The 26,971-nt window shown below is 71.7% G+C and carries 26 protein-coding genes; 17 read left to right on the forward strand and 9 right to left on the reverse strand.

Annotation, left to right across the window (positions count from 1 at the left end):
• Window positions 1–135 precede the first annotated feature (135 nt).
• The gene (locus KNO15_RS21520; RefSeq protein ID WP_241706000.1) at window positions 136–2,655 is read right to left on the reverse strand and encodes a LuxR C-terminal-related transcriptional regulator; all 2,520 of its coding nucleotides are present in this window, start codon (window positions 2,653–2,655) and stop codon (window positions 136–138) included.
• Between the two features lie 192 nt (window positions 2,656–2,847).
• On the opposite strand from KNO15_RS21520, the gene KNO15_RS21525 reads away from it, so the two are divergent.
• Both KNO15_RS21525 and KNO15_RS21530 read left to right on the forward strand, forming a co-directional pair.
• Complete coding sequence (locus tag KNO15_RS21525; RefSeq protein WP_241706001.1) at window positions 2,848–4,536, forward strand: amidohydrolase; 1,689 nt, start codon at window positions 2,848–2,850, stop codon at window positions 4,534–4,536.
• Window positions 4,537–4,633: 97 nt separating this feature from the next.
• Window positions 4,634–6,025 (forward strand): APC family permease, encoded by a 1,392-nt coding sequence (locus KNO15_RS21530; RefSeq protein WP_241706002.1) that lies wholly within the window; start codon window positions 4,634–4,636, stop codon window positions 6,023–6,025.
• Between the two features lie 64 nt (window positions 6,026–6,089).
• Here the strand turns inward: KNO15_RS21530 and KNO15_RS21535 are convergent, their stop codons facing one another.
• Window positions 6,090–7,571 carry an MFS transporter gene (locus KNO15_RS21535; RefSeq protein WP_241706003.1) on the reverse strand — a complete coding sequence of 494 codons (1,482 nt, stop codon included), beginning with the start codon at window positions 7,569–7,571 and terminating at the stop codon, window positions 6,090–6,092.
• An 88-nt stretch (window positions 7,572–7,659) separates the two neighbouring features.
• On the opposite strand from KNO15_RS21535, the gene KNO15_RS21540 reads away from it, so the two are divergent.
• The 7 genes from KNO15_RS21540 (at window position 7,660) to KNO15_RS21570 (ending at window position 12,664) form a co-directional block, all read left to right on the forward strand.
• Window positions 7,660–8,049, forward strand: coding sequence for a MarR family winged helix-turn-helix transcriptional regulator (locus tag KNO15_RS21540; RefSeq protein WP_241706004.1), 390 nt, complete (start codon window positions 7,660–7,662; stop codon window positions 8,047–8,049).
• 10 nt (window positions 8,050–8,059) lie between these two features.
• Window positions 8,060–9,037 (forward strand): zinc-binding dehydrogenase, encoded by a 978-nt coding sequence (locus KNO15_RS21545; protein ID WP_241706005.1) that lies wholly within the window; start codon window positions 8,060–8,062, stop codon window positions 9,035–9,037.
• Window positions 9,038–9,422: 385 nt separating this feature from the next.
• Window positions 9,423–9,896 carry a hypothetical protein gene (locus KNO15_RS21550; protein WP_241706006.1) on the forward strand — a complete coding sequence of 158 codons (474 nt, stop codon included), beginning with the start codon at window positions 9,423–9,425 and terminating at the stop codon, window positions 9,894–9,896.
• 103 nt (window positions 9,897–9,999) lie between these two features.
• On the forward strand, window positions 10,000–10,476 hold the full coding sequence (locus tag KNO15_RS21555; RefSeq protein ID WP_241706007.1) for a hypothetical protein: 477 nt from the start codon (window positions 10,000–10,002) through the stop codon (window positions 10,474–10,476).
• Window positions 10,477–10,555: 79 nt separating this feature from the next.
• Window positions 10,556–10,909, forward strand: coding sequence for a PadR family transcriptional regulator (locus tag KNO15_RS21560; protein ID WP_241706008.1), 354 nt, complete (start codon window positions 10,556–10,558; stop codon window positions 10,907–10,909).
• On the forward strand, window positions 10,906–11,886 hold the full coding sequence (locus KNO15_RS21565) for a hypothetical protein (protein ID WP_241706009.1): 981 nt from the start codon (window positions 10,906–10,908) through the stop codon (window positions 11,884–11,886). The genes KNO15_RS21560 and KNO15_RS21565 overlap by 4 nt, the downstream gene beginning before the upstream one ends.
• Window positions 11,887–11,995: 109 nt before the next feature.
• On the forward strand, window positions 11,996–12,664 hold the full coding sequence (locus KNO15_RS21570; protein WP_241706010.1) for a phosphatase PAP2 family protein: 669 nt from the start codon (window positions 11,996–11,998) through the stop codon (window positions 12,662–12,664).
• 108 nt (window positions 12,665–12,772) lie between these two features.
• On the opposite strand, the gene KNO15_RS21575 is transcribed toward KNO15_RS21570, so the two are convergent.
• On the reverse strand, window positions 12,773–13,654 hold the full coding sequence (locus tag KNO15_RS21575; RefSeq protein ID WP_241706011.1) for a PhzF family phenazine biosynthesis protein: 882 nt from the start codon (window positions 13,652–13,654) through the stop codon (window positions 12,773–12,775).
• A gap of 134 nt (window positions 13,655–13,788) precedes the next feature.
• Here KNO15_RS21575 and KNO15_RS21580 point away from each other — a divergent pair, with 134 nt between their 5' ends.
• The 4 genes from KNO15_RS21580 (at window position 13,789) to KNO15_RS21595 (ending at window position 18,835) form a co-directional block, all read left to right on the forward strand.
• Window positions 13,789–15,012 (forward strand): SfnB family sulfur acquisition oxidoreductase, encoded by a 1,224-nt coding sequence (locus KNO15_RS21580; RefSeq protein WP_241706012.1) that lies wholly within the window; start codon window positions 13,789–13,791, stop codon window positions 15,010–15,012.
• 14 nt (window positions 15,013–15,026) lie between these two features.
• Window positions 15,027–16,415: an LLM class flavin-dependent oxidoreductase gene (locus KNO15_RS21585; protein WP_241706013.1), complete on the forward strand. Its 1,389-nt coding sequence runs from the start codon at window positions 15,027–15,029 to the stop codon at window positions 16,413–16,415.
• A 133-nt stretch (window positions 16,416–16,548) separates the two neighbouring features.
• Complete coding sequence (locus KNO15_RS21590) at window positions 16,549–18,033, forward strand: APC family permease (protein ID WP_241706014.1); 1,485 nt, start codon at window positions 16,549–16,551, stop codon at window positions 18,031–18,033.
• 79 nt (window positions 18,034–18,112) lie between these two features.
• Window positions 18,113–18,835, forward strand: coding sequence for a glycosyltransferase (locus KNO15_RS21595; RefSeq protein WP_241706015.1), 723 nt, complete (start codon window positions 18,113–18,115; stop codon window positions 18,833–18,835).
• A 68-nt stretch (window positions 18,836–18,903) separates the two neighbouring features.
• Here the strand turns inward: KNO15_RS21595 and KNO15_RS21600 are convergent, their stop codons facing one another.
• The 4 genes from KNO15_RS21600 to KNO15_RS21615 all read right to left on the reverse strand — a co-directional run bounded on the left by KNO15_RS21600 (window position 18,904) and on the right by KNO15_RS21615 (window position 22,381).
• Entirely contained in the window at window positions 18,904–19,365 is a 462-nt protein-coding gene (locus KNO15_RS21600) for a DUF3237 domain-containing protein (protein ID WP_241706016.1), read from the reverse strand.
• Window positions 19,362–19,835: a MarR family transcriptional regulator gene (locus KNO15_RS21605; RefSeq protein ID WP_241706017.1), complete on the reverse strand. Its 474-nt coding sequence runs from the start codon at window positions 19,833–19,835 to the stop codon at window positions 19,362–19,364. Before KNO15_RS21605 ends, KNO15_RS21600 begins: the two co-directional genes overlap by 4 nt.
• Window positions 19,832–21,091 (reverse strand): flavin-dependent oxidoreductase, encoded by a 1,260-nt coding sequence (locus KNO15_RS21610; protein WP_241706018.1) that lies wholly within the window; start codon window positions 21,089–21,091, stop codon window positions 19,832–19,834. Before KNO15_RS21610 ends, KNO15_RS21605 begins: the two co-directional genes overlap by 4 nt.
• A 93-nt stretch (window positions 21,092–21,184) precedes the next feature.
• Window positions 21,185–22,381, reverse strand: a complete 1,197-nt coding sequence (locus KNO15_RS21615; RefSeq protein WP_241706019.1) for a Na/Pi symporter — start codon at window positions 22,379–22,381, stop codon at window positions 21,185–21,187.
• 104 nt (window positions 22,382–22,485) lie between these two features.
• On the opposite strand from KNO15_RS21615, the gene KNO15_RS21620 reads away from it, so the two are divergent.
• The 3 genes from KNO15_RS21620 to KNO15_RS23225 all read left to right on the forward strand — a co-directional run bounded on the left by KNO15_RS21620 (window position 22,486) and on the right by KNO15_RS23225 (window position 24,475).
• Window positions 22,486–23,766 (forward strand): hypothetical protein, encoded by a 1,281-nt coding sequence (locus tag KNO15_RS21620; protein ID WP_241706020.1) that lies wholly within the window; start codon window positions 22,486–22,488, stop codon window positions 23,764–23,766.
• Window positions 23,763–24,233 carry a hypothetical protein gene (locus KNO15_RS21625; protein ID WP_241706021.1) on the forward strand — a complete coding sequence of 157 codons (471 nt, stop codon included), beginning with the start codon at window positions 23,763–23,765 and terminating at the stop codon, window positions 24,231–24,233. Before KNO15_RS21620 ends, KNO15_RS21625 begins: the two co-directional genes overlap by 4 nt.
• A gap of 113 nt (window positions 24,234–24,346) precedes the next feature.
• Complete coding sequence (locus KNO15_RS23225) at window positions 24,347–24,475, forward strand: hypothetical protein (protein WP_278046630.1); 129 nt, start codon at window positions 24,347–24,349, stop codon at window positions 24,473–24,475.
• Window positions 24,476–24,696: 221 nt separating this feature from the next.
• Here the strand turns inward: KNO15_RS23225 and KNO15_RS21630 are convergent, their stop codons facing one another.
• Together KNO15_RS21630 and KNO15_RS21635 are read right to left on the reverse strand one after the other, a co-directional pair.
• Entirely contained in the window at window positions 24,697–24,909 is a 213-nt protein-coding gene (locus KNO15_RS21630) for a hypothetical protein (protein WP_241706022.1), read from the reverse strand.
• Entirely contained in the window at window positions 24,906–25,619 is a 714-nt protein-coding gene (locus KNO15_RS21635) for a sigma-70 family RNA polymerase sigma factor (RefSeq protein ID WP_241706023.1), read from the reverse strand. Before KNO15_RS21635 ends, KNO15_RS21630 begins: the two co-directional genes overlap by 4 nt.
• Before the next feature lie 173 nt (window positions 25,620–25,792).
• Here KNO15_RS21635 and KNO15_RS21640 point away from each other — a divergent pair, with 173 nt between their 5' ends.
• Window positions 25,793–26,938, forward strand: a complete 1,146-nt coding sequence (locus KNO15_RS21640; protein ID WP_241706024.1) for a lactonase family protein — start codon at window positions 25,793–25,795, stop codon at window positions 26,936–26,938.
• Window positions 26,939–26,971 lie beyond the last annotated feature (33 nt).

Genomic DNA, 26,971 nt, shown 5'->3' on the forward strand with positions numbered 1-26,971 from the left:
CCCAACGGTTGAGACGTTGAGTGGATCCTGTACACCGGCGGGTCGGTCTCGGCTCACCTGAATCGGGTGATTTCTCCGGTCGGGCGCTGATCACCGCATCGATCGGCCCGTCACGTGCGGTCGGGTGCCCGCGGATCAGAGCAGGCCGAGCTCGCGAGCGCGGCGCACGGCATCCGTCCGGCCGCTCGCCCCGACCTTCGCGTAGATCGACCGCAGGTGCGTCTTGACGGTGTTGATGCTCACGCTGTGCTTGGCCGCGATCTCCAGGACGGTCTGGTGCAGCGGGAGCTCCCGCAGGAGGTCGCGCTCGCGCGTCGTCAGGCTCTTGTGCGGGACGCTGCCGGTGTCGGAGGAGATTCCGGCGTCGGACGCCGCCGTCAGGATGGAGGCCGCGAATGCCTCCGACGCGCCGAACGTCCCGTGTCGTTCCGCCACCAGCCGCACGAACGCCGGGCGCGCGAGGAACGGCCGCCTGGCGCGCATCCGCTCGGCGATGGTCACAGCCTTCGACAGCCGGAGACGCGCGCGGGCGTCGTCCCCGCTCTCGGCCGACCAGTGGGCGAGCAGGAGCCAGCCGGCAACCACGTTCGTGCCTTCGAGCACGCGCGCACCGCTGGAGAGGGCGTGTTCGAGGGCGGCGGCCCCGGCGTCCTGGGCGACGGTGCCCTCGCGGAGGAGCGCCGCGCCGAGGATGGAGCCGAGGGTGTCCGGCCCGAGTGCTGTCGTCAGCTGCTCCACGTAGTCTCGGGCGACGCTCCTCCCGCGATACAGAAGCGCGAGGTCGAGGAACCGGAAGGCGCCGAGGGCGATGGTCTCCGGCCGGCGGCGCAGGCTCACCGTGAACAGCTGCTCCATCTCCTCGAAGACGGCGCGCGGGTCGGCGCCCTCGTCGAGCCGGAAGAGCAGGCGCAGAGCGCGCGGAGCGAGGACCCCCACCGCGTCGAGCGCCCGCCACTGCACGCTGATGATGTCGTCGAGCTGCGAGAGGCGGAACGGCTCGCACGATCGGTAGGCGGACGCGGCGGTGCGCAGGAGGGCGCTCGCGTCGACGAGGCTCTCCGGTTCGGCGGATCGGCTGCCCAGCAGGGCGATGCGCCGCTCCAGGATACCGACGAGAGGCCAGTTGCCGCGGGCGTTCGCGGCGCTCGCCGCGGTGTCGAGCGCGAGCAGCTCCAGCCAGGGGAGGTGAGATTCGTCGGCGGCGTCGCTCGCGGCGATCGCGCGCGTCAGTGCGCGCTCGAAGTGACCGGTCGAGAGCTCGACCCGGGCTCTGGCGCCCTCGGCGAACACGCGCGCGGCGAGGACGGCGAGCGGGCCGCCCTCGCCCACCGGATGCGCTGCCGTCACCGCTTCTGCGTCGTCCAGCCGTGCCAGCGCACGGGCGGTCTCGGGTCCGGTGCGCGCGTGGAGCGCGTGAAGTGCGGCCACGACGAGGTCGCGCTCCGGAGCGCGGGGAGCGCCCTCGTCCTCCGCGAGCGCCAGGAAGTGGTCGACCCGGACGGACTCCGCCAGCTGCGGCGAGGAGACGAGGGCGCCGAGGAGCCCGGTCGTCGGGGTGAGGACGCCGCGGTCCTCCTGGTCCGCGAGGGCGGTCCGGACGCTCAGCGTGGATCCCCCGAAGACCAGGGCGAGGCCGAACCGTCGCAGCAGATCCTCGACCAGCTCCGACGAGTCCGATTGGCGCGCCTGATCGAGCGCCGCCTCGATGTCGCCGTGGGCGACGTGCCACTCGGCGGCGATGCCGTGGAGCCGGAGGAGCCCGATCGCGTCCCTGCTGAAGAACTCGGTCAGGATCCCGTCGCGGAACGTCGGCTCGAGCCGGTATCGCGGGCGCCGTTCGGACGGGGCGGCGCCGTCCGCCCGGCAGACGAGGCCCGGCCCGAGGCCGATCCGCTCGAGGGCGGCGATGGCGTCAGGGTGCCCGCTGAGCACCGCGGCGAGTTCGGCGTCGAACTCCGGAACAGTCGACAACGCCAGGAGCAACCGGGACTGCGCCGGCGTGAGCTCGTCGAGCAGGAGCCGGGCCAGCACTGCGGTGAAACTCCCCGGAGACCCGTTGACGGCGGAGAGCGTCGCGGTGCGGTCGCGGGAGCGGGCGATCGTGTCGGCGGCGAGGGTCAGCGTCGCGGCGCGGCCCGCTGCGCGGTCGACGAGGGTGAGGAGGGTGGGATGGGGAAGCACGATGCCGCGGGAGCGCATCAGCTCGTCGGCTTCGCCCGCACCGAACGCCAGCTCGCCAGGGCCGACCGCGACGAACGGACGACTCCCGGTCGTGGCGAGGTGCGCGAAGGGGACGTCGCGTCCGCTGAGGACGACGGCGCCGGATCCGGCCACGAACTCCTGGAGGCGCTCCCTGCTCGCCCTCGCGCGAACGGCCTCGACCGAGTCGATCACCACGGTGCGGCCATCCCCGGTGGCGGAGTGCCCACCGAGACGATCGAGCCAGTCCGTCTCGGCGGCGGAGTCGACGTACATCCGTCGACCGGGTTGCTCGTCGCACCAGGAGCGCAGAAGTGTCGACTTGCCCGTGCCGGCCGAGGCGGTGACGCCGATCAGGGCGGAGGCGCGCTCGCCACTGTCGAGGAGGTCGAACAGGCTCCTCCGCACGACCATCCGTCCACGCGCTTCCCACGCGTCTCCTGCGACACGGACCATGCGACCTCCAGCGAAGGGCTTCCCGTTGCACGGTGCCCGCCGGGATCGCGGGCCGTACGTAGACCGGATGGTTCACTATCACCCCTTCCGGGTGAAATCGCTCCTCTTGACATTGGGAGCGAAGGCGTGGAACACTGCTGGAATTCTTTGACACATGTGTCAAAGAATTCCTTCACCGTCGATGGGACCACCGTGACCGCACTGCAGAACACCGATCTCCTCCTCACCGGAGCCCGCGTCCGCACGTTCGACGACGCCCGGCCCTGGGCCGAGGCGGTGGGCGTCACCGACGGGCGGATCAGCTACGTCGGCCCGGCGGCCGATGCCCCCGCGGCCCGCGAGACACGTGACCTCGGCGGCGCACTGGTGACCCCCGGCGTCATCGACAGCCACAACCACCTCCTGCTCGGCTTCGACCCCGACGCGGTCAGCCTGGAGGGCGCGGAGACGCTCGAGGAGGTGCGGCGACGCATCCGCGACCTCGCCGACCGCCGCCCCGACCTCGACTGGGTCTGCGCCGAGAACGCGGTCTACTCGGTGGTGACCGGGCGCCGGCCGAACGCGGCCGACCTCGCCGGCCTCACCGACCGCCCGGTGTTCGTCACCACCTACGACCAGCACTCGGTCTGGCTCAACGACGCCGCGCTCCGCGCGCTCGGCATCGCGTCTGGAGGCGACATCCCGTGGGGTCGGCCCGAGCGCGACGAGCACGGGGAGCCGACCGGCTGGGTCACCGATTTCTACACCAGCGCGATGACGACCGCGGGACTCGCGGGGCTCCAGCGCGACATCCCGATGTACTCGCCGGAGCGCCGCTACCGCAAGCTGCTCGGCAGCCTCGCGCTCGCCACCGCGAGCGGTATCACCACCGTCGTCGAGCCGCAGGTGCCGCTCGCCGAGCTGGGCCTCTTCGACCGGGCACGCGACGCCGGGCTGCTCTCGTCGCGTGTCATCGCCGCGCTGTTCCACCCGATCGACGCCGAGGCCTCCTTCCGGAGCGAGCTGCGGGAGGCCGTCGACGGCGCGACCGCGAGCGACCTGCTGCGGTTCGGGCCCGTGAAGCTCTACGCCGACGATGTGATCGAGCCGCACACCGCCTGGATGCTCGACGACTACGCCGACCGGCCGGGCCACAGAGGCCACCCCTCCGCACCCATCGGCGAGCTGACCCGCATCGTCACGGAGCTCGACAGGCTCGGCTTCCAGACCCACACGCATGCCACGGGCGACGGCGGCATACGCCTCGCCCTCGACGCGATCGAGGCGGCAGCGCGCACGAACGGGACGCGCGACCGCCGGCACGGGATCGTGCACGTCGAGTGCCTCCACCCCGACGACCTCCCGCGCTTCGCCGCCCTGGGCGTCACCGCTGCGATGCAGCCGCGGCACTGCTCGCCCGACCTCGTCGCCGGCACGTGGATGGAGAACGTCGGCGAGCAGCGCTGGGACCGCGCCTGGCGTTTCCGGTCGCTGATGGCCTCCGGCGCCCACGTGGCCCTGTCGAGCGACTGGCAGGTCGGCGAGATGGACCCGCTCGTCGGCCTCTACTCCGCGCTGACCCGCGCGGGCCTCGACGGCCGCGACGCGTGGACGCCCGCCGAGCGCCTCGGACTCGACGACGCCCTCCGCGGCTACACCCGCGAGGGGGCCTGGGCCTGGCACGCCGAGGACGACCTCGGCGTGCTCCGGGTCGGCGCACGTGCCGACATCGTCGCCTGGTCGGCCGACCTGTACGAGCACGAGGCCGACCCGGCCGCGCTGCTCGACCAGCGCGCCGCGCTCACCGTCGTGGGCGGAGCGATCGTGCACGACGCCGACCGCGACGCTCCCCTCCCCGAGCAGCACGGCGCCCTCGCCCACTGCTCGGCCGCCGCTCACTGACCCGGCCCTCGGCCCCCGGCTCCGGCCCGCGGCTCCGCAGCCTCCACCCGGACCAGCCGCCCCGTCCTCTCCCGCCGCCGCGAAAGGATCCACCCGAATGTCCCAGCTCGACCCCTCCATCGCTCCCGCCCGCTCCGCCGAGACGCCGAGCGATCTGGAGGCCGCCGGTCTCCGCCGCAGCCTCACCCTGCGTCACATCGTGTTCCTCGGGCTCGCGTACATGGCCCCGCTCGCGGTCTTCGACACGTTCGGGATCGTCGCCGACATCACGCACGGGCACGTGCCGCTGTCGTACCTGCTCGTGCTCGTCGCCGTGCTGATCACCGCGCTCAGCTACGCGAAGATGGTGCGCTTCTACCCGCGCGCCGGCTCCGCCTACACGTACACGCGCGAGGCGATCAACCCGCACCTCGGGTTCCTCGTGGGCTGGGCGGCCACGCTCGACTACCTGCTGCTCCCGATGATCAACGCGCTCCTGTCGGCGATCTACATGACGGCGGCGTTCCCGGAGGTGCCGTCGTGGGTGTGGATCCTGTCCACGATCGTCGTCTGCACGGTGCTCAACCTCATCGGCGTGCGGATCGCGGCCAAGGTCAACGTCATCCTGGTCGTCATCCAGGTGGTCGTCGCCGTCGCGTTCGTCGCGTTCACGATCAAGAACATCGCGGAGGGCGCGAACGGCTCGTCGTTCTCGCTGACGCCGTTCTTCTCGTCGGGGATCGACGCCGGTGCGATCGCATCCGGCGCGGCCATCCTCGCCCTGTCGTTCCTCGGCTTCGACGCGGTGAGCACCCTGGCCGAGGAGGCCGAGCACCCGCGCAGGGACATCCCGCGCGCGATCCTCATCATCGTCGGCGTCGCCGGGCTGTTCTTCGTGAGCGTCACCTACGTCATGCAGGTGCTGTTCCCCGACGTGTCCGCCGTCGGCAACATCGTGGGCGCGTCCCCGGAGATCGCGAAGTACATCGGCGGGGCCGCCTTCCAGGCCGTGTTCATCGGCGGCTACATGGTGGCGGTGCTGGGCTGCGGGATCACCCAGCAGATGAGCGCGGCGCGCCTCCTCTACGCGATGGGCCGCGACGGCGCGCTGCCCCGGCGGTTCTTCGGACGGCTGAACCGGGCGGGCGTTCCGGCCGGCAACGTGCTGCTGATCGCGGCGCTGGCGTGCTCCGCGGTGTTCCTCGACCTGAGCCGCGCGGCCTCCCTCATCAACTTTGGCGCGTTCGTGGCGTTCATCTTCGTGAACCTGTCGGTGATCTTCACCTACGTGCGCTTCGTGAAGGAACGCGGCTGGAGGGCGGCGATCGGCTTCGTGGTGCTGCCGGCGCTCGGAGTCGCGATCAACATCGCGCTCTGGTTCAGCCTGGAGCCGAGCGCGATGGTCGTCGGCGCGGTGTGGGTCGCGCTCGGTCTCGGCTACCTCCTGTGGCGGACGCGGTTCTTCCGGGTCGCGCCGCCGGCGCTCGCCGGCCCCGTCGAGCAGCGCTGACACCCGCCGAGCGCTCCTATCCAGCCTCTCGGGGGCAGGGCGCGCGGGGCAGGGCGCGCGGGTATTACGGCTCGGTGACGAAGGCGCGGCGACGGCGGGCCCGCCGGGGGAGCGCGGCGATCACGAGGCCGGCGACGGCGAGCCCCGCGCTCAGGTACAGGCCGGGGCGGTAGTGCGCGAGCTGCTCGGCGAGGGCGGCGGAACCTCCCGCGCCCGAGCCGGCCGGCCCTCCCGCAATCAACGCGGTGGTCACCGCCAGCGCGAGCGCGCCGCCGACCTGCGAGCTGGTCTGCACGAGTCCGGCCGCCAGGCCCTGCTCGTCGTCGTGGACGCCGGTCGTCGCCTGCACCTGGATGGCGGGGAAGCCGATCCCGAAACCGACGCCGAGCAGCACGACGGGGGGCAGCACGTCCGACCAGTACACGGGCGCGGTGCCGAGCCGGAGGAACAGCAGGTAGCCGGCCGAGAGCGAGCCCAGCCCGATGACGATCAGCACGGTCGACCCGAAGCGGTCGATCAGCCGGTCGGTGAAGGGCGCGCTCAGCACCACGACCAGTCCCGTCGGCAGCAGCGCGAGCGCCATGGCGAGCGGCGACCAGCCGAGCACGTCCTGCAGGTAGAGGGTGAGCACGAACTGGAACGAGACGTACGAGCCGAACAGCGTGATCGCCGTGAGGTTGGCCCGCAGCACGGACGCGACCCGGAAGATCCCGAACCGGATCAGCGGATGCCGCACCCGCAGCTCCAGCACGACGAACGCGGCGAGGAGCGCGGCCGCGACGACGAAACCGAGGATCGTCTGCAGCGAGCCCCAGCCGGCGCCGGGAGCCGACACGACCGTGTAGACCAGCAGCAGCATCCCGGCGGCCAGGAGGACCGCGCCGGGGATGTCGTGTCCAGCGCCGCGCTCGCGGCGGTCCTTCGGAACGAAGAAGAAGCCGAGCACGAGCGCGAGCACCGCGAGCGGCACGGAGAAGAGGAACGTCCAGCGCCAGCTGAGGGACGTCATCAGGCCGCTCATGATCAGGCCGAGCGAGAACCCGCTCGCGGCGAACGTCGTGAAGATCGAGATGGCCTTGTTGCGCTCCGGCCCCTCCTCGAAGTTGGTGGTGATCAGCGAGAAGGCGGCCGGAGCGGTGAAGGCGGCCGCCACTCCCTTGACGAACCGGCTGGCGATGAGCAGTCCGGCGTCGGCGGACAGGCCTCCGGCGAGGGAGGCGATGGTGAAGACGCTCAGCGCGACCAGGAGGACGGTGCGGCGACCGAGCAGGTCGGCCATCCGGCCGCCGAGCAGCAGGAGGCTGCCGTAGCCCAGCACGTAGCCGGAGACGATCCACTGCAGAGCGCCGGGCTCGAGCCCCAGCTCCTTGCCGATGGAGGGGAGGGCGACGCCGACCATGGAGACGTCGAGGCCGTCGAGGGCGATCACGATGCAGGTGGCGAAGAGGAGGAGCCAGCGGGCGCGGCTCCAGGTGACGCGGGTGGATCCGGCGGGCGTCGCCGGCGGCCGGACGGCGGGGCGGGAGGCGGTATCGGAGTTCAGCACCCGGCAAGTCTATGACACGGAATAGATTGTGTCAGCAAAGTATGCACATTCATCTAATTCGCATGAAAACGCGCGTATCATTGCAGCCGTGAACGAACCGGTCGATGTCTCGGCCCGCTGGCGAGAGCTGCAGGGCCTCTACCTCAGCACGGCCGCTGAGCTCGAGCGCACTCTTCAGCAGGCGCACCAGCTCGGCCTGAGCGAGTACGAAGTGCTCGACCTCGTCGCCGGCTACGCGAACGAGTCGTGCACCATGCGCAACCTCGTCGACCTCACGCCGATGACGCAGAGCGCGCTCTCCCGGATCGTCGAGCGACTGGTGAAGGCGGGCCTCGTCGAGCGGAACACGTGCGACTACGACCGCCGCGCGCTCTTCGTGGGCATCACGGCCGAAGGCGCGCGCGTGCACGACGACGCCAAGCGGGCCTACGAGGGGATGCTCGAGAAGGCCCTCGCCGGTGCGGGCTCGCCCGCCTAGGCTGGGGGCTATGCGCGCGATCGTCCAGGACGAGTTCGGCGACCCGGCCCGGGTCCTGAAGGTGGAGGAGCGGCCGCTCCCCGAACCGGGAGTGAAACAGGTGCGTGTGCGCACCGTGCTCTCGCCCATCCACAACCACGACCTGTGGACCATCCGCGGCACTTACGGGTTCAAGCCGGCACTGCCCGCTGCGACCGGAACCGAGGCCGTCGGCATCGTCGACGCGGTCGGCGAGGGCGTGGAGGGGCTCGCCGTCGGCCAGCGCGTGGTCACCGGCGGCACGTTCGGCGTGTGGGCGGAGGCGTTCATCGCCCCGGCCGGCGCCCTGATCCCCGTGCCGGACGGGCTGAGCGACGAGGTCGCCTCCCAGCTGGTCGCGATGCCGTTCAGCGCCCTCAGCCTGCTCGACTTCCTCGAGGTGAAGCCGGGGGAGGTCGTGCTGCAGAACGCGGCGAACGGCGCGGTCGGCCGGTTGCTCGCCCAGTTCGCGCTCGAACGCGGCGAGAAGGTCATCGGCCTGGTGCGCCGCCGGCGCGACGCGGACGCGCTGGCCGCGCAGGGCATCCCGAACCTGGTGGCGACGAGCGACGACGACTGGCGCGACCGCGTGCGCGCCCTCGCCGACGGAGCGCCCATCGCGGTCGCTGTCGACTCGGTCGGCGGGGAATCGAGCGGCGACCTCCTGTCGCTGCTGGCGGAGAACGGCACCCTCGTCTCCTTCGGCGCGATGGGCAGCGACGGGATGCAGATGTCGTCGGGTGACCTGATCTTCAAGCAGGCGACGGTCAAGGGGTTCTGGGGCAGCAAGGTGAGCGCTGCGATGGCGCCGGCGAAGCGCGGCGAGCTGTTCGGCGAGCTGATCCGCGCCGCGTCGACCGGGGCGATCACCCTCCCGGTGGAGGCCGTGTTCGGCTTCGACCGGGTGCGCGAGGCGGTGGAGGTGGCGGCCCGGTCGGGCCGCACCGGCAAGGTGCTGTTGCGGCCGTAGGTCGGGGCGGGGGCCGGTTGGCAACTCCGGAGGTCGCGGGCGACACGCCGCCGCGTTGTCCGTTCCTCCGGAGATCTCGCGCGCCAGCGGCCGATTCTCCGGAGTTCCGGAACGGCGTGAGTGTCGCGTGTGCGTTCCGTGGGTCCGGAGATGTGGCTGGTCAGGGTCGAAATCTCCGGAGTTGCGGAGCGGCGGGCGGCGTGTCGCCCGCGACCTCCGGAGTTGCGCCCGGCGAGGCCGCGCGTGTCGCCCGATTTGGGGGACAAATTCCTGTCCTCCAAACAACCTACAGACCGTTCTTTCTAGCTATGCTCCTCACTGACGCATCGCAGCGTCACCAGCTACAGCCTTTTGCACCGACCCGACGCAAGCGGAAGGACGTACCATGAACCAGCCCTACGGCGCCGTCGACCCCGAGACGGCAGCGGAGCGCGCACACGTGCTCCTCGAATCCGAGATCACCGCGCGACTCGACGCCGTGCGTGAGCTCGCCAAGCGACTCAACGGCCTGGATGCCGCCATCGCCGACTACCTGTCGGCCTGGCAGAGCGCCACTCGAGCCGGCTGGACGGACGGCACGCTCGCCGACATCGGCCTGCGCTCGCCCGAATCCCTGCCGACCCCGAGCGGACGCCGCGCAGCGGACGTGGGCGTTCCGGCCGCGTCCGTCCCGTCTGCGACGGCCGCACCCGTGCTCGCTCCGGTCGTGGCGCTCACCCCGCCTCCCGCGCCGGCGTCGACCGCGACCGCGCCCGCGTTCGGGCCCGCTCCGACGCTCGCCTCGGTGGCGCCGCTCTCCGCGCCGACGGCGCCGGGTGCGCCGGCCTCCCCCTCGGTGGTCTCGACCCCAGCCCGCTGACGCCGCGCCCGGCCGCGACGGGCGCCCTCCGCAGCACCACGCGCATCCGCGCACCCCGCACCACCCACCCGATGACAGTCACGTCTACCCGAAGGACACGTCTGTGAACACTCTGCCTGCCTACGATCGCGCCCACGACGACGCGCAACGGCTCGCCCGCCGCCACGAGCGTGACCTCCACTGGGCCAAGGAGCGCCGCCGCCAGCAGGAGCGCGAGATCGCCGAGGCCGCGGCGCTGCTCGCGATCCCGGCGCTCACGCTGGCGCGGCGCACCCTCGTCGCCTCCGCCGTGCTGCTGGCATCGACCGGTGTCGCCCTGGATCTCGCCCTCGGCGCAGGGCTCACTCCCGGCTGGCTGCTGATGGCCGGCGCGGCGGCGGGAGCAGCGGTGCTGACCGTCGTCATCTGCGCCGCCGTCTCGTTGTTCGGAATCCGGTCCCGCAGGGCCGCCGCCCGCGCTGTGCTGCACTCGCGCGACGCGCGGCTGTCGCACACGCAGTACCACATCCACGAGAGCGTGCACTCGTTCATCGACTCGCACGTGGAGGTCGTCAACACCCGACCCGCCAACGTGGCCTGAGGGCTCCGCCTGGGCGCTCCAGCTGGGCGCTCCACGTCCGGTGCTGGCGATAGTCATGCAACATGAGTATCATGCCAGCATGACCATCGAACTCCGCGAGCCCTCGTTCCTCGTCCTGGCCGCCCTCGCCGATGGCCCGAAGCACGGCTACGCGCTCCTCTCCGAAGTGGCCGACCTCTCGGACGGGCGTATCTCGCTGAAGGTCGGCTCGCTCTACGCGATCGTCGAGCGGGTCGAGAGCGCGGGGCTGGTCGAGCATGTGCGCGACGAGATCGTCAACGGGCGGCTGCGGCGCTACTTCGCCCTGACGGACTCCGGCCGCGAGCGGGTGGCCGAGGAGGCGACCCGGCTCGAAGAGAACGCCAGACGGGCGCGCGAGCGGTTGCGCCGACGGGCGGGCGCCACGATCGCGGCGGCGGTGGTGGCCGAGTGACGCGGGAGCTCGAGGCTCGGTACCGGACGGCACTGCGGTGGTATCCGGAGTCGTGGCGGCAGCGCAATGCCGACGCGGTGCTGGGGATGCTACTCGACGGGGCGGACCACGACGGCCGCACGGAGCCCGCACCCGGCGAGCGGGCAGACCTGGCGTTCCGCGGCTTGGCGGAGCGCGCCGCCGTCGTCCTCCCGGCCGGCGTGCGCTCCGGGGCGGCGACGCTCGCGTTCGGTTACGGGCTCGCGTTCTCGCTCATCGCGTTCTGGAGCAGCTGGTGGGCGCCGCTCTCCCGCTATCGGTCGTGGCTGCGGGGGACCACGCCCGACGTGAGCACGTTCGGGCCGTTCCTCAGCCCGGGCGTGGTGCTGACCGTGCTCTGGTCGGCTGCGCTGGTGCTGTTCCTCCTCGGCTCGGGTCGTGCGTCGCGGGTGATCCTCGTGGTGAGCGGCGTCGTCGCGATTCTGCTGCCGTCGGTGAACGCGATCGTCCCGGGATGGGACGGTCCGAGCGCGACGAACCTGGTGTTCTTCGCACTCGCCGCCTTCGTCGCCGCCTCGGCCGCGCCGGCCCGCCGCGCTCTCGCGATCGGCGTGCCGCTCTGGATCCTGCTCTTCGTCGGCGTCTACGCGTGGAACGCGATGCTGATGCCGGACGTCCCCTCCGATCGCCAGTTCTGGTACGTCTTCGCTGCGCGCGTGCCGCCGTCGGTCCTGGTCGCGCTGCTGATCCTCGCCGCCATCGTCCTTCTCCTGCTGCGCCGGCCCGGCGCGGTCGGGATGTTCGCCCTGGCGGCCGTACCGTGGACGGCCGGCTGGTATCTGGCGACGATCCGCGACAACCCGGCAGGCGCGGCCGGCTGGGCTCTGGCGGCGGGGCTCGCCTGCGCCGTGGGCGCGGTGCTCCTGGTGGCGCTGCGCCGGTCGGGTGTCCGGATCGTGCTCGAGCGCCCGGACCGCGCGGCGCGCAAGACGCGCTAGCCCGGCCGCGCGGCGACTGCGGAAACGCTCAGGTCCGCCTCCCCCTCTTAGAAGTTACTGAGCCGTACAGTGATTGACTGGCAGTTCCGCTCGAGAGGAGTCTCCGCCCGTGAAGCCAGCCCAGCTCCGCATCCCCCGTCACTGGATCGTCTGGACCGTGGTCCTGTTCGCCCTGACCTTCGCGCTCGGCTTCGCGGCCAAGTGGATCGCCGCGCTTCGGATGGAGTCGCTCGGCGCCTCCATCAACCGGGTGAACTCACCGCTGCTCGACAAGCTCGCTCTGGTGCTCGACAAGCTCGACCAGGTGACCGTCGTGGGCGTCATCCTGGTCATCGTCTTCATCATCCTGCTGTTCGTGAAGGGCTGGAGGCTCGCCCTCGGCACCGTGGTCGTCACCGGTCTCGGCTGGATCACCACGCTGGTCGTGAAGACCGTCGTCGCCGAGCCGCGCCCGAGCACCGCCGGGTTGACCCATCTGCTGCACGTGAATCCCGCGACCCTCAGCTACCCGAGCGGTCACGTGGTCTTCGCGACGGCGCTGGTCACGGCGCTCGCGATGGTCTGTCGGGGAACCCTCGCGCGCACGATCGTCCTGGTGATCGGCGCGGTCTTCGTCCTGCTCGTGATGTGGTCGCGGCTCTACGTCGGCGTGCACTACGGCTCGGACGTCGTCGGCGGTGTGCTCAACGGTGTCGCCGGCGTCCTCCTGTTCGCCGGGCTCTGGAACCTGGTGGCGTCCCGCGTCTTCGCCGGCCGGGGCCGCCGCGTCGCGGCGTAGTGCCCCGCGGCGTCACGAATCTCGAGATTCGTGACGAATGTGCCGATTCGTGCCACGAATCTCGAGATTCGTGACGAATGTCAGTGACCCTCCGAGGTACGGCACCGCTCAGAGGTGCAGCGTGCCGGTTGCGGTGACGATGCCGGAGCCGGTCAGCGTCACGCGCGGGCCGTCGACGGCGACCGTCAGCAGGCTCGGCCTCCCGAGTGCACGCCCCTGCTCGATGCGGACCGGCGACCCGACCGCCGCGACGCCGTCGCGCACCAGCAGGGCGGCGAGCGGCCCCGCAGCCGTGCCGGTCGCCGGGTCCTCCGCGATGCCGACCGTCGGGTTGAAGAAGCGCGCGTACGCGTGGAGGCCGGCGCCCGCGTCGAGGGTGTAGACGTAGCAGCCTTCGCCGCCCGCGTCCGCCAGCAGCGTCGCCAGCGCCGCGCTGTCGGGGCGGGCCGCATCCACCGCGGCGATCCCCGCCACCCGCACGAGGAGGTGCGCGGCGCCGGTCGAGCCGACCTCCGGCGCCGATGACGCGACGACGTCGTCGACCGGAAGACCCAGCGCCGCCGCGAGCAGCGCGACATCGACCGGAGGCGTCGGCGGAAACACCGGAGGCGACTGTCGCATCGACACCACCGGCCGGCCGTCCTCGGCCCGTGAGACCGTGACCTCCAGCAGGTCGTCGCCGATCTGCTGCACGAACCGATCCTCCCCGGGGGCGAGCCGCCCGGACCCGGCCAGCCAGATCCACGCACCCATCGCGTTGTGGCCGGCACCGCCGACCTCCACGCCCGCCGGGGTGAACGAGCGGAGGCGCACCGCTGCACCGGCCGCTGTCGGAGCGCACAGGAACGTCGTCTCCGACTGGTTGAACTCGCGCGCGATGGCGCGCAGCCGCGGCTCGGCCAGCGCGTCCGCATCGGGGACGAGTGCGAGCGGGTTGCCCTCCAGGGGGCGCTCGGCGAACACATCGATCCAGAAGAACGGGACGTCCATGCGCCCATAGTGCCGCACCTCGCCCGTGCGCCTCTCACGTTACGGCGCATTGCGGCCGAACCGCGGGAGGCCGACCCCGGGCGATAGCGTTCTGCGCAACGGAACCCGTCCCGAGACCCTCCCGAGGTAGCAGCATGCCCAGCGACACCGCCGTCAGCCCCGCGATCGCGCGCCAGAGCGCGCCGGCCCACGTCATCTCCTCCGACGCGGAGGCGCGCACCGCCGCCCGCGACTTCGCCGAGACCGTGCGCCCCTACGCGGCGCAGATCGACGCAGAGCGGCGCATCCCGATCGAGGTGGTCGACGCGTTCAGTGCGACGGGGCTCTGGGCCATCACCATCCCGCGCGAGTTCGGCGGCGCCGAGGTCTCGCACGCGACCCTCGCCGACGTCATCGCGACCGTGTCGGCGGTGGAGCCGTCGCTCGGGCAGATCCCGCAGAACCACTTCTGCCTGGTGGAGGACATCCGCCTCTCCGGAACACCGGAGCAGAAGGCGTTCTTCTTCGGGCTGGTGCTGTCGGGCGCCCGCTTCGCGAACGCGTTCTCAGAGGCCGGCGGCAAGAACGTCGCCGAGATCCAGACCCGGCTCGTCCACGAGGGTGACGAGGTCGTGGTCACCGGGCGCAAGTTCTACTCGACCGGCTCCGCGTACGCGCACTGGATCCCGGTGCTGGCCGTCGACGAGGAGGGCCTCGAGCAGCTGGTCTTCACCGAGCGCGACTCCGAGGGCCTCACCGTCGTCGACGACTGGTCGGCGTTCGGGCAGCGGGCGACCTCCAGCGGCTCGGTCGTGCTGGACGGTCTCCGCGTGCCGGCCGAGCGCGTCTTCCCGATGCACACCGAGTACGAGAACCCGACCATCGCCGGTCCGTTCGCGCAGCTCACCACCGCTGCGGTCGACCTCGGGATCGCGCGAGGCGCCATCCGCGAGACGCACGAGGCCGTGCGGGCGGCGCGGCCCTGGATCGACAGCGGCGTCGACTCCGCCGCGAAGGACCCGCTGACCCTGGAGCGCCTGGGCCGACTCGACATCGACCTGGCCGCCGCCGAGGCTCTCACCGAGAAGGCCGGAGAGGCCATCGATGCCGCCAAGCCGGCCGCAGACGAGGCCAACGTCGCCTCGGCCTCCATCGCCGTCGCCCGCGCCAAGGTGCTCACCACCGAACTGTCACTGGAGGCCTCCACGCGACTGCTGGAGCTCGGCGGCACCCGCTCGGCGCTCGGCGCGAAGGCGCTCGACCGCTACTGGCGCAACGCGCGCGTGCACACGCTGCACGACCCCGTCCGCTGGAAGCCGGTCATCATCGGCGACTACGCGCTCAACGGCACGCTGCCCGCGCGGCACTCCTGGATCTGAGCGGCGGCGACGGCATGGCCCAGCAGATCCGGCTCAACGCGTTCACGATGAACACGGTCGGGCACCTCTCGCCCGGCCTCTGGCGGCACCCGCGCGACGAGTCCCGCCGCTATCTCGACCTCGACTACTGGATCGAGCTCGCACAGACCCTGGAACGCGGTCTCATCGACGCCGTGTTCCTCGCGGACGTGCTCGGCGTCTACGACGTCTACGGCGGCAGCCGGGATGCGGCCCTGCGCGGCGGCGTGCAGGTGCCGGTCAACGACCCGCTGCAGCTCATCCCGGCGATGGCCGCGGCGACCGAGCACCTCGGGTTCGGTGTGACCGCCAGTGTCTCCTTCGAGCACCCGTACCCGTTCGCCCGCCGGATGTCGACGCTCGACCACCTGACGAACGGCCGCATCGGCTGGAACATCGTCACCTCCTACCTCAACAGCGGCGCCCTGAACCTCGGCGTGAGCGGCCAGGAGGCACACGACCGGAGGTACGAGATCGCCGAGGAGTACCTCGAGGTGGTCTACAAGCTCTGGCAGGCCAGCTGGGACGACGATGCCGTGATCGCCGACCCCGTCACGGGCGTCTACGCCGACCCGTCCCGGGTGCGGCCGATCGCGCACGAGGGCGAGTTCTTCCGCGTGCCGGGGATCCACCTCAGCGAGCCGAGCCCGCAGCGCACGCCGTTCCTGTTCCAGGCCGGCGCCTCGGCGCGCGGCCTCGCGTTCGCGGCCAAGCACGCCGAGAACGTGTTCGTCGCAGCGCCCAGCCGCGCGGTGCTGACCAGGCAGGTCGCCGGGCTCCGGGAGGCCGTCGCGGCCGCCGGCCGTGACGCCGCCTCCGTGGCCGTCATCAACCAGCAGACGGTGATCGTCGCCGAGACCGACGCCGAAGCGCAGCGGCGGCTCGAGGAGTACCTGGAGGTCGCCTCCTCCGTCGGCGCGCTCACCCTGATGTCGGGCTGGACCGGCATCGACTTCAGCACGCTCGACGCCGACGCGGTGCTGCGCGACCAGGACTCCAACGCCATCCAGTCCGTGGTCACGGCGTTCAGCGCAGCCGACCCCGATCGCGAGTGGACCGTGCGCGAGATCGCCGAGTACGCGCGCATCGGCGGCGACGGCCCGGTGATCGCCGGCTCGGCCTCCACCGTGGCGGATGCCCTCGAGGAGTGGGTGGACGAGACCGGCGTCGACGGCTTCAACCTCGCCGCCGCTGCCGTACCGGAGACCTTCGAGGGCGTGGTCGACCTGCTCGTGCCCGAGCTGCAGAAGCGCGGGCGTTACCAGACCGCGTACCGTCCGGGCACGCTGCGCGAGAAGCTCGGCGGGGCCAGCGCCCGGCCGTCCGAACCGCACCCGGCCGCGCGCGTCACGCTGGGCGATCCCGTGGGGACGCCGGTCGGTTGACGCCGCGTCGCCGGCCTGTCCGCTGACCGCGGACACATTCGGTAATCCATCGCGACACGGGACTCCCGGCGTCGCTAGTCTCTGCTCCACCCGCCCCGCCCCGCTTGCTTCCTCCTCCCCGAAAGAGCCCCTCATGGCCATCGAAGACCAGACCAGCTCCGCCCCGGCATCCTCCACGGCTCCCGGCGCATCCGCCGCCGCGACCCGCACGCGCCTGCGCGGCAACCTCGGCGTCGCCTCGATCGTGTTCATGGTGGTCGCCGCCGCGTCGCCGCTCGGCGTGATCGGCGGACCCGTGCCGCTCGGCATCGCCATCGGCAACGGCACCGGCTTCCCCTTCACCTTCGTGATCGCGACCGTCGTGCTGCTGCTGTTCGCCGTCGGGTTCACGACCATGACCCCGTACGTGAAGTCGGCCGGCGCGTTCTACTCGTACGTCGACCGGAGCCTGGGTCGCGCCGCCGGCCTCGGCACCGGGTTCGCCGCCCTGCTGTCGTACATCACGCTGGAGGCCGCGGTCTTCGGGCTCATCGGTCCCGGCGTGAACTCCCTGCTCGGGTCGTACGGCGTCCCCAGCCTCCCGTGGTGGATCTACGCGGCCGTCGCGTTCGGCGTCGTCGTGTTCCTCGGCTACCGCAACATCGAGCTCTCCGGCCGCGTGCTCGCGGTGCTGCTCGTCGCCGAGGTGCTCATCGTGCTCGTGCTCGACGCCGTCATCGTGTTCGGCGGCAACACGCCCGAGGGCCTGTCGACCGGCATCGTCACGCCGTCGGCGATCCTGTCGGGTGCGCCGGGCATCGGCATCCTGTTCGCCATCCTGAGCTTCATCGGCTTCGAGGCGACCGCGGTGTTCCGCGACGAGGCGCGCGACCCCGACCGCACCATCCCGCGCGCCACCTACCTGTCGCTCGTGCTCATCGGCGTGTTCTACGCGCTCTCCAGCTGGGCGCTGATCAGCGCCGTGGGCGATTCGAAGGCGGTCAAGACGGCGACCGACCACGGCGGCACGCTGCTCGCGGACGTCACGCAGAAGTACCTCGGCACCGTCGGCGAGCACATCATCCAGGTGCTGTTCGTCACCAGTCTGTTCGCGTGCATCCTGTCGTTCCACAACATCGTGTCCCGCTACGTGTTCACTCTGTCGGGCCGCTCCGCACTGCCGCAGCGTCTCGGCCACGCGCACGCCCGCCTCGGCTCGCCGCACCGCGCCTCGGTCGCGACCGGAGTCGTCGTCGGGGTGCTGCTGCTGGTCGGCGTGGTCACCGGTCTCGACCCGATCAACCAGTTCTACACGTGGCTGGCGGGCTTCTCGTCGGTGGGAATCGTGCTGCTGCTCGGCATCACGAGCGTGGCGGTGCTGGTGTTCTTCGCCCGCAACCGCGGCACGGGCGTCTCGCTGTGGCGACGCGCGATCGCGCCGGCGCTCGGCCTCGCCGGGCTGCTCCTCTTCCTCGTGCTCATCCTCCAGAACCTGCCCACCCTGGTCGGCGGCAGCCTCCCCCTCGCGATCGGGATCGTCGTGCTGCTCCTGGCCGCCTTCGCGCTCGGCCCCGTGGTGGCCCGGCTGCGGGCGCACGCGGGCGTGGCGGCGGACGAGGACGCTCCTCCCCACCCCTGACCCGCCGCGGCGCGCGGCGACCGCGTGACGATTCCGGCCTCCCGCGGTCTACCCGGGTATGGATGTTGGCAGCGCGGCCGTGGCCCCACCTCTCACCGGCGTGTCGGTGGTGGTCCCGACCTTCAACGAGGCGGGGTCCATCGCGGAGCTCCTCCACCGGCTCTCGGTGCTGCTCGACCCGGAGTACAGCGAGGTGCTGGTCGTCGACGACTCGACGGACGACACGGTGCGGGAGGCCACGGCCGAGGCCGAGCGTCTGCCGCACGTCATCCGGATCATCCACCGTTCGCATCCCGACGGCGGCCTGTCCGGTGCGGTGATCACCGGGATGCGGTTGGCGGCGCGGCGCTGGGTGGTGGTCATGGACGGTGACCTCCAGCACCCTCCGGAGGCCGTGCCGCGGCTCGTCATCACGGGTCGGGAGCGCGACGCCGGGATCGTCCTGGGCTCCCGCTACTGCGCCGGAGGCCGGGCGTCGGGGCTCGACGGGCGCTTCCGCCACGTCGTGTCGTCGGCGAGCACCGTCGCCGCCCGCGTGCTCTTCCCGCGTCGGCTGCACGGGTGCAGCGACCCGATGTCGGGGTTCTTCGCGGTGCGGCTCGACGCACTCGATCTGGACGCGCTGCAGCCGCGGGGCTTCAAGATCCTGCTGGAGGTGCTGGTGCGGCACCGCCTCGCTCTCGTAGAGGTGCCGTACGACTTCGGCGCGCGCCACGGCGGCGTCTCCAAGGCGTCGCTGGCGAACGGCGGCGCCTACCTCCGCCAGCTCGTGTCGCTGCGCTTCCACCTCGCCCGCCGCTAGCCCCGCGACATTCGTCACGAATCGCGACATTCGTGCCACGAATCGCGACATTCGTCACGAATCTGCCCCTACGAGACGCGATAGGCGGTGTAGACGACCTCGGCGCGGTGGCGGGCGCACGCCGCCACGAAGAGGCGGTTCGCCAGGTCTGGACGGGAGGACGACTCCAGCCAGACCGTCGTGCGGAAGTAGTAGCTGCGCGGATCGACCTGCTCGCCGCTGCCGAGCGCGGCCAGCACCTCGGCGGGACCGGTGCGCAGCCCGATCGCGCGGATGTAGAGCAGGGAGCCGTCGTCGCCGCGCGCCGAGTAGCGCGAGTCGATCTCGATCGTGCCGTCGTCGCGCACGACCTGCCAGTCCGCTCCGCCCGGGAGGATCACGCCGGTGAAGTCGCCGCTGATGCTGCCCCCGATGATCGGGACCACCCGGCGGTGACCGGCGGCGGTCCGGCCGTGGTCCTCCGGCTCTGCCAATTCGACGCGAACCTGCAGCGACGGGACGAGCCCGGGGACCGGAAGTGTCTCGGTCATCGGTCGTCCCCGTCGATCGTGCGCCGGCGCCGGTCGGCGAGGGCGTCGCCCAGGCGCTCGAGTGCGGGCACCGCAGCGGCCAGGGCGGAGAGGTCGTCCGCGCGGAGGGTCGCAGCGGCCTGCGCGAGTAGCTGCGCGCTGGTCGCGTCGAAGCGGTCGAAGATGCTGAGCGCGTGGGGGCTGGCCAGCACCTCCACGCGCCGCCGGTCGTCCGGGCTCGGGCGTCGCACCACCAGCCCTGCAGCCTCCATCGCCGTCAGCAGGTTGCTCATCGTCGACTTGCGGAGGCCGAGCCGGCGGGCGAGCGCGCCCGGCGTGCTCACGGTGCCGCGGGGGAGGGCGCGCAGCACCTCCACCTGCGAGTCGGGAACGTCCGGAAGCCCCGCCGTCTCGCGGCTGAGGGCGAGGAGGTTGCGGCGCAGCGGCGAGATCAGGGCGGCGAGCCGGCGGGTGTCGACGGAGTCGCTCATGAGCCCTGCCCCAGCCGCGCGTCGAGTGACGCCCGGGTGTTGAGCGCCTCGGGATGGAATCCCGCGGCACGCTTGTACCCGTCGGCGATCTCCTGCAGTTCGGCGGCGGGGATGACGTCGGTGATGTCGGCGAAGCCCTCCGGTGCCCGCTCGTGCGCCAGCACCATGACGCGCTCCGGACCCTGCTGCCGGGTGAGCGCGAGGAGGTCGGCCGTCGCCGGTCGCCTGGCCTCCTCGTAGCGGTGGAGTCCCTCGGCGAAATCGCCCGCCGTGGCGAGCGCGTGCGCGAGCGTCCGGGCGTCCAGGATCGCCTGCGAGGCGCCGTTCGACCCGTTCGGGTACATGGCGTGCGCCGCGTCGCCGAGCAGGGTCGAGCATCCGAACGTCCATCGCGGCAGTGGGTCGCGGTCGACCATCGGGTACTCGAGCAGCTCGCGCGCGCTCGCGATGACGGCGGGCACGTCGAGCCAGTCGAACCGCCACGCGCCGAACAGTTCGGCGATCGGGGCGATCTGCACCTGGCGGTTCCAGTCGACGGTCTCGGCGCGCGACCCGTCGGAGCGCTGCTCTGCGATGAAGTTCACGGTCAGCGACCCGTCGGCCTCCCGCCGCAGCGGGTACGCGACGAACTTGAGCTGGTCGTCGCCGGCCATGATCATCGTCGTTCCGTCGAGGAAGGCCGGGACGACCGCCGTGCCGCGCCAGAGCGTGAGGCCGTTCCAGCGCGGCGCGCCCTCGTCGGGGTAGCGCAGCGCCCGCACCGCCGAGTGGATGCCGTCGGCGCCGATCACGAGATCGGCGTCGGCCGACACCGAGCCGTCGGAGGTCTCGAAGACCGCGCGAGCGCGCTCGTCCGTCGTGTCGAGCCCGGTCAGCCGGTGGCCGAGGCGGATCGTCTCGGCTCCGAGCCGCTCGCGCACGGCCTCCACCAGCGCCAGCTGGAGCTCGCCGCGGTGCACCGAGAGCTGCGGCCAGCGGTAACCGGCCGCGGTGCCGCGGGGTTCGCTCCAGATCGGCTGGCCGTGGCGGTTGTAGTAGCTCAGTCGGTGCGGAGCGGCGGCGATGGCCTCGACGTCGTCGCGCAGCCCGAGCTCGGTCAGCTCGCGCACGGCGTGCGGCAGGAGGTTGATGCCGACGCCCAGCGGTCGCAGCTCCCGCACCCGCTCGTAGACCCGGACGTCGTCGAAGCCCGCTCTGTGCAGGCTGAGCGCCGTCACGAGCCCGCCGATGCCGGCCCCGATGATCGCAATGGTCATGGACGACTCCTCTGTCGTGGATCCCGCTGCCGGGGAAGACTATCCACATGGTACGGGGACAAAACCATTAACGCCAGAGGTGCGGCCGATCGGTCAGAGCACGCCGACGAACACGATCACCGCCAGCGGCACGGCGACGAACACCGTGCCCAGGTAGACGGCGACGACCCACTTGTGTCGGGAGGCGATCCGGGCAAAGGTCTGCGCGAGGAACAGCGGCACCGGCCGCAGGATCGGGATGACGTAGATCGCGACGATCGCGAACACGTTGTAGAGGAGGTGCACGAACGCCGCCTGGAGGCCGATCCGCGCGTCCTGACCGACGACGGCGAAGGCGGCGAACACCACCGTGAACGTCGTCCCGAGGTTGGCGCCGACCGTGACCGGATAGATCTGGGCCGGGGTGAGGATGCCCGCCCCGGCGAACGGCACCAGCACCGACGTGGTGATCGTCGACGACTGCGTCACGACGGTCACGGCCATCCCGGAGCCCATCGCCAGGTAGGGGTTGCGGCCGACCGCCCTGATGAGGATGTCGCGCGCACGGCCGACCATCAGCAGCTTCAGGAGCTTGCCGAGGTACCGCACCGCCACGAAGATCAGGGCGGCGCCGATCACGATGGTGAAGACCGGCCCGACCGCGCCGGGAAGGTGAGAGGTGGCGCCGGTCACGACGTCGACGACCGGCGTGGTCATCGCGCGGATGAGATTGAACCGGGACGGGTCGGGCAGCCACCCGGTTCCGTACAGCTCATACGTGATCGCGCCGCTGAGCCGCTCCAGTGGATGCCAGATCAGCTCGATCGGGAAGAAGATGAGCAGCGCGAGCCAGTTGTAGAAGTCGTGGATGGACGACGCCGCCAGTGCACGGCGGAACTCCTCCCGGTTGCCGATGAAGGTGAGCGCGACGAGGGTCGTCGTGACCGTGGTCCCCACGTTCGCGCCGAGGATGATCGGCACGGTGCCCTGGATGGCCAGCGCACCGGAGCCGACAGCGGTGACCGCGATCGCGGTCGTGGTGGTCGACGACTGGATCAGCACGGTGCCGAGCACCCCGACGAACAGCCCGACCCACGGGTTCGCGGCGAACGCGAACATGCTGTGCGCGGCGTCCCCGCCGAGACCGGCGAAGCCGCGGCTGATGATGCTGACCGCGCAGATCAGCAGGTAGATCAGCCCGGCGACACCGCACCAGCCGAGCACCCGGGTCCAGCTGCCGAGCCCGGCGCCCTCCCGGCCCGACGGGGCGCGGACGTCCCCGGCGTCGTGCTCGGTCGCTGCGTCCTCCATGCCTGCACCACCGGGACGGAGCTCCGCCGCCCGGCCTTCCCCGGCATCCATGGAAGCACCGGGGGGTCTTGCCCGGCGCGGTGCTCCTGGAGGATGCTGTGCGCATGGTGCCCAGCCTGCTCGGTGGTGCCGGCTCCCGTCTTCCCGTCGAACAGCAGCTCGCCCCGAGGGAGTTCAGTTCCGACGCGGCCGCTCGCGAGCTCGCCGGCTGGTCGACGGATCAGCTGGTGCGAACCGTCGCGTGGGGTGTCCGGTTCCTGTTGTGGTCGGCGTTCGAGGTCGAGGAGCTGGTGCGATTCCAGGCGGACTACCGCGCGGGGATCAGCCGTCTGTTCCCGGGAGAGCAGCTCGTCTGGTCCGCTGACGGCCACTACCTGTGGGAGGACGACAGGGGCCGAGGGGTGACGCGAACCAGCCCGCCGGAGGGCATCCCCGCCGAGCGTGTCTTCGCGCTGCCCGACCTCGGCGACCCGGCGTTCGAACCGCGCATCTGGAACCGCGTATCGGACGCCCTCGCCGAGCTGGTGCGTCGATGGGGGACGGACCCCTCCGATGAAGCGGAACGACAGCTGCTGCTGACCGCCGACTACGGATTGAACGCGGGACGAACGCCGCAGCGGCGGGTGATCATGCGCCGGCTGATGCAGAGTCTCGCTCGGCTGCCCGATCGCGAGGCGACCGCGGACCGCGTCGTGGAGGAGGTGGATGCCTGGGCGGACTGGCTGACGAGCGAGCACGCGCTGCTACGGGTCGACGGTGAGACCACGGCCGCCGGGCTCCTCGCGCAGATCGTGGCGCGGTTCGCGTTCGACGAGCCCGCCGTCCTCCACGAGTTCCGTACCAGGGTGCGTGCCGCGCACAGACGCGCGGATGGCTCGCTGCCCCTCCTCGAGCCCTTCGTCGGTGCCTTCACACGGTGGGTCATCGCGGAGGGGCACGGCACCGGGCTGGTCTACGCCGGGGTCGCGATGTGCGACGCCGTCGACGGCCTGGTGTCGGATGCGCGCCGCAGGGAGGCGGTGGATCCGTACCTCCGGAGGCTCTACGCCATCTGGCCGTGCGCCTACGCCACGGAGTCCCTCGGGATCCTCCTCGATTCGGAAGGCGCGAGCCTCACCGAGACCGAGCGGCGCCGCTTTCACCACGTCGAGGAGGTGAGGGTCCGGCTCCAGGATGTCCAGCGCTTCCACCTCGACCCCCTGCTCACGTCGGCGGCCCAGCAACGGACGGTGTCCCGCCTCGTCGAAGCCGGTCGGGCGACAGGGGAGCGCGGACTGAAGCGCGCGCTGACGGAGCTGCTCGACGTGCGACTCCTGTGGCCAGCGCCGATGCGTGGCGAGCTGCTTCGGCTCGCCGTCACCGCCCAGGAAGGGAGCAGCCCGTGAGCGACCAGGATGACGGGGTCATCGACGCCGTCGACGAGATCGCAGCAGCGATCGGTCCGGACATCACCTACGTGGCGCCCTTGGACGAGAAGCACTTCGACCCGCTGAGCGCGCTGTTCGTCTTCGGGGGCATACTGCTGTACCGGTTCCTGACCGGTGCAGGCAAAGAGATCGAGGAGCGGAGCGAGAAACTCGGGCAGCGTGCAGCTGCACGCCTCCTCGACAGCGTCACGACACTCTTCCGGCGCCACGAGGACGACTCGGAAGAGCGGGTCGCGGGGCTCATCACGGGCACCCTCGAACGCGAAGACCTGTCGGTGGCATCGGTGCTGGAGGTCGCGGACGTCGTCTCCGCCGAGCTCGTGGCGGCGCTCGCCGAGACCGGCATGCCGATGCTCCGAGCGGAGGGGTTGACCTCCCGGGTCCGGGCAGCCGCCCTGGAGGTGCTCGCCGAACGCGAGGGCTGATCCTCCCTCGGGGTCTGTGATGGAGGTGGGCGCAGGCTTCGCAGCACAGGATCATTCATGCGGGTGTTTCTCAATCCCCTGTCCAGGTTTTCTCGCGAGGGGATCGTGGGGGCATGCGCAAGAACCTCCTCATCCTCGTCATCGTCGCGATCGAGGCCTACACCGTCGGAGTCGAATCCGCGAAGGCACGGGGACGGCACTACGAAGACCTCCGCCGGTCCATCGACAAGAAGCTCTCGTGACCTCGGCGGCAAGCGCGCGAAGGGGCACCGCCGACGAGGTCTGCCCGGTGTGCGGCTCGCCCCGGAAGGCGGAGCGGAGGCTGATGCCGTCGCTGGGCGGCGCCTGGGTGGTCGCGACCCTGCCGGTCCGCTGTGCCGACCCGCGGTGCGTACGCGGACCCGGTCCGGACTCGGTGCCGCTCGACCGCGCCCGATGCGCGCCTGACTCAGTGGCGGCCTGACTACGCTCGGAGCGCCGCCAGCAATCCGGCGTAGTCGTCGCCGCAGGCGGCGCAGCGCGACAGGTGGAGGGCGACACCGGGATAGCGGGCGGCCGCGTCCGCTCCGGCCAAGACGAGCTCGGCGAAGATGTGCATGACCGACATCGTCTCGGCGCAGCCGGCGTCGGGCTCGCCGGATCCCAGGAAGTCCCGTATCCGCGTTCGCGCGCTCATCTCGCCTCCTCGGTGTGCTGGTCGGGTCCGTCGTGGTCCGGACTCTCGTCGTCCAGACCCTTCTCGTCCAGATAATGATGAGTGACAAGGTAGTCCCGCAACTTCCGTCGCGCGTCGAAGACCACTTTGTAGAGCGCTCCGCGGGTGGTCCTGCGCGTGACGGCCAGTGCCTCCAGCGGGACCCCCTCGACGATCACCGCGAGGAGGACCTCCCGCTGCCGCCGTGACAGAACCGAGTCGATGGCGTGCCGCAGGGCGCCCAGCAGCTCGCTCGCCGCGCCGGCCTCCTCCGGTGAGATGCCGAGCCGGTCGGGCAGGCGGTCCCAGCCGGCGGCGTCGAGCGAGAGGGTGCGGTGCTGCCAGAAGTGACGGCCGGTCTTCGTCGACACCTCGAAGATCGCGAAGGTGTACGCCCACGTCGTGAAGCGGCTCTCGCCGCGGAACTCGTGCAGGCGCCGCAGCACACCCAGCGTCGCGTCGGCGGCCGCCTGGTGGGCGACGTCGTCGAGTTCGGGCCCGGCGAAGGGCAGGGAGGCCGCCCGGCGGTGCACCTCGCCCCGCGCGACGCGCAGAAGCAGCTCGTACAGCTGGCCCTCCGCGTCGCGCTGCACCGGACCTCCGGCGGTCAGCCTCCGCCTCCAGTCGTCGGTCTCCGCCTGCTCGGCGTCGGAGGGGCGCCATCGCTCCGGCAGCGCGTCACCGACCTCCATGGGTCGATCGTAGGGCCTCGCGTCCGATCGACACCGCTGCCCCGACGCAGAAAGTCCCGGGCTCGGGGTAAGCATCCGGCGCGGACCGACACTCACCCCTCGAACGCGTCGTCTGCGTCGCGCTCGGTGGCCGGGACCTCCGGCATCTGGAACGGATCGATCGAAGGAGAATCATGAGAACACCAGTTCGGCTCGCTCTCGCGTCGGCGGCCGCCGTCGCCGCGACGGCGCTCTTCGCCGCCCCCGTGCTCGCCGCACCCGCCGGATCCGGCGGCATCACCGACGACGGAGGCGCCACCTCCGCGGTCTTCGTCCAGACCGACGGCGTGGGCGGAAACGCCGTCGTCGCCTACGACCGGGCACGTGACGGCTCCCTCCACCAGGCCGGAACCTATCCGACGGGCGGCCTCGGGGGAGCGCTCACCGGCTCGGTCGTGGATCACCTCGCGTCCCAGGGGTCGCTCGTGCTCGATCGCGGGCTCCTCTACGCGGTCAATGCCGGAAGCGACACGGTGACCGTCTTCGCCGTGCACGGCGACCACCTCGTCCGCCGCGAGGTGGTCGGGTCGGGCGGATCGTTCCCGGTCAGCATCGCGACGCACGGCGCGCTCGTCTACGTCCTCGACGCGCGGTCGGGAGGCGCCGTGCAGGGGTTCGTGCGCATCGCCGACTATCTGGTCCGCATCCCGGTCTGGAACCGGCCGCTCGGGCTCGACCCGACGCTGACGCCCGAGTTCACGCACACCCCCGGCCAGGTCGCCTTCACCCCGGACGGCTCGAAGCTCGTCGTCACCACGAAGGGCAACGGCAGCGCGGTCGACATCTTCGGCGTCGACCGGTTCGGCGGGCTCTCCGCACACCCGGTGACGACCGTGGAGCCGGGGGCCGTGCCGTTCGCGGTCAGCTTCGACGCGGGCGGCCACCTGGTGGTCGCCGAGGCGGGGACCAACTCCGTCGCGACCTTCTCGATCGCTCCGAGCGGCGCGCTCGTGCCGATCGCGACCTCCGCGACAGGCCAGGCGGCGACCTGCTGGATCGTCCGCGACGGTTCAGGGTTCTACGTGTCCAACGCGGGCAGCGGCAGCCTCTCGGGCTACGCCGACGCGGGGGCAGGCGGGCTGAGCGCGCTCGGCACGACGCCGGCGGGGGCCGGAACCGTGGATGCCGCCGTCACCGCCGACGGTCGGTATCTGTACGTGCAGACCGGTGCGGCCGGAGGGGTCGCCGCGTTCCGTGTGAACGTCGACGGCAGCCTGACGGGTCTCGGATCGGTGGTCGTGCCCGGTGCTGCGGGTGGCGAGGGGATCGCGGCGCAGTAGCACGGTCAGAATCGGCGGCCGGCGATCCGGCCG

Origin of the sequence: Leifsonia shinshuensis (assembly GCF_022606355.1) — a bacterium.
Lineage (GTDB): Bacteria > Actinomycetota > Actinomycetes > Actinomycetales > Microbacteriaceae > Leifsonia > Leifsonia shinshuensis_B.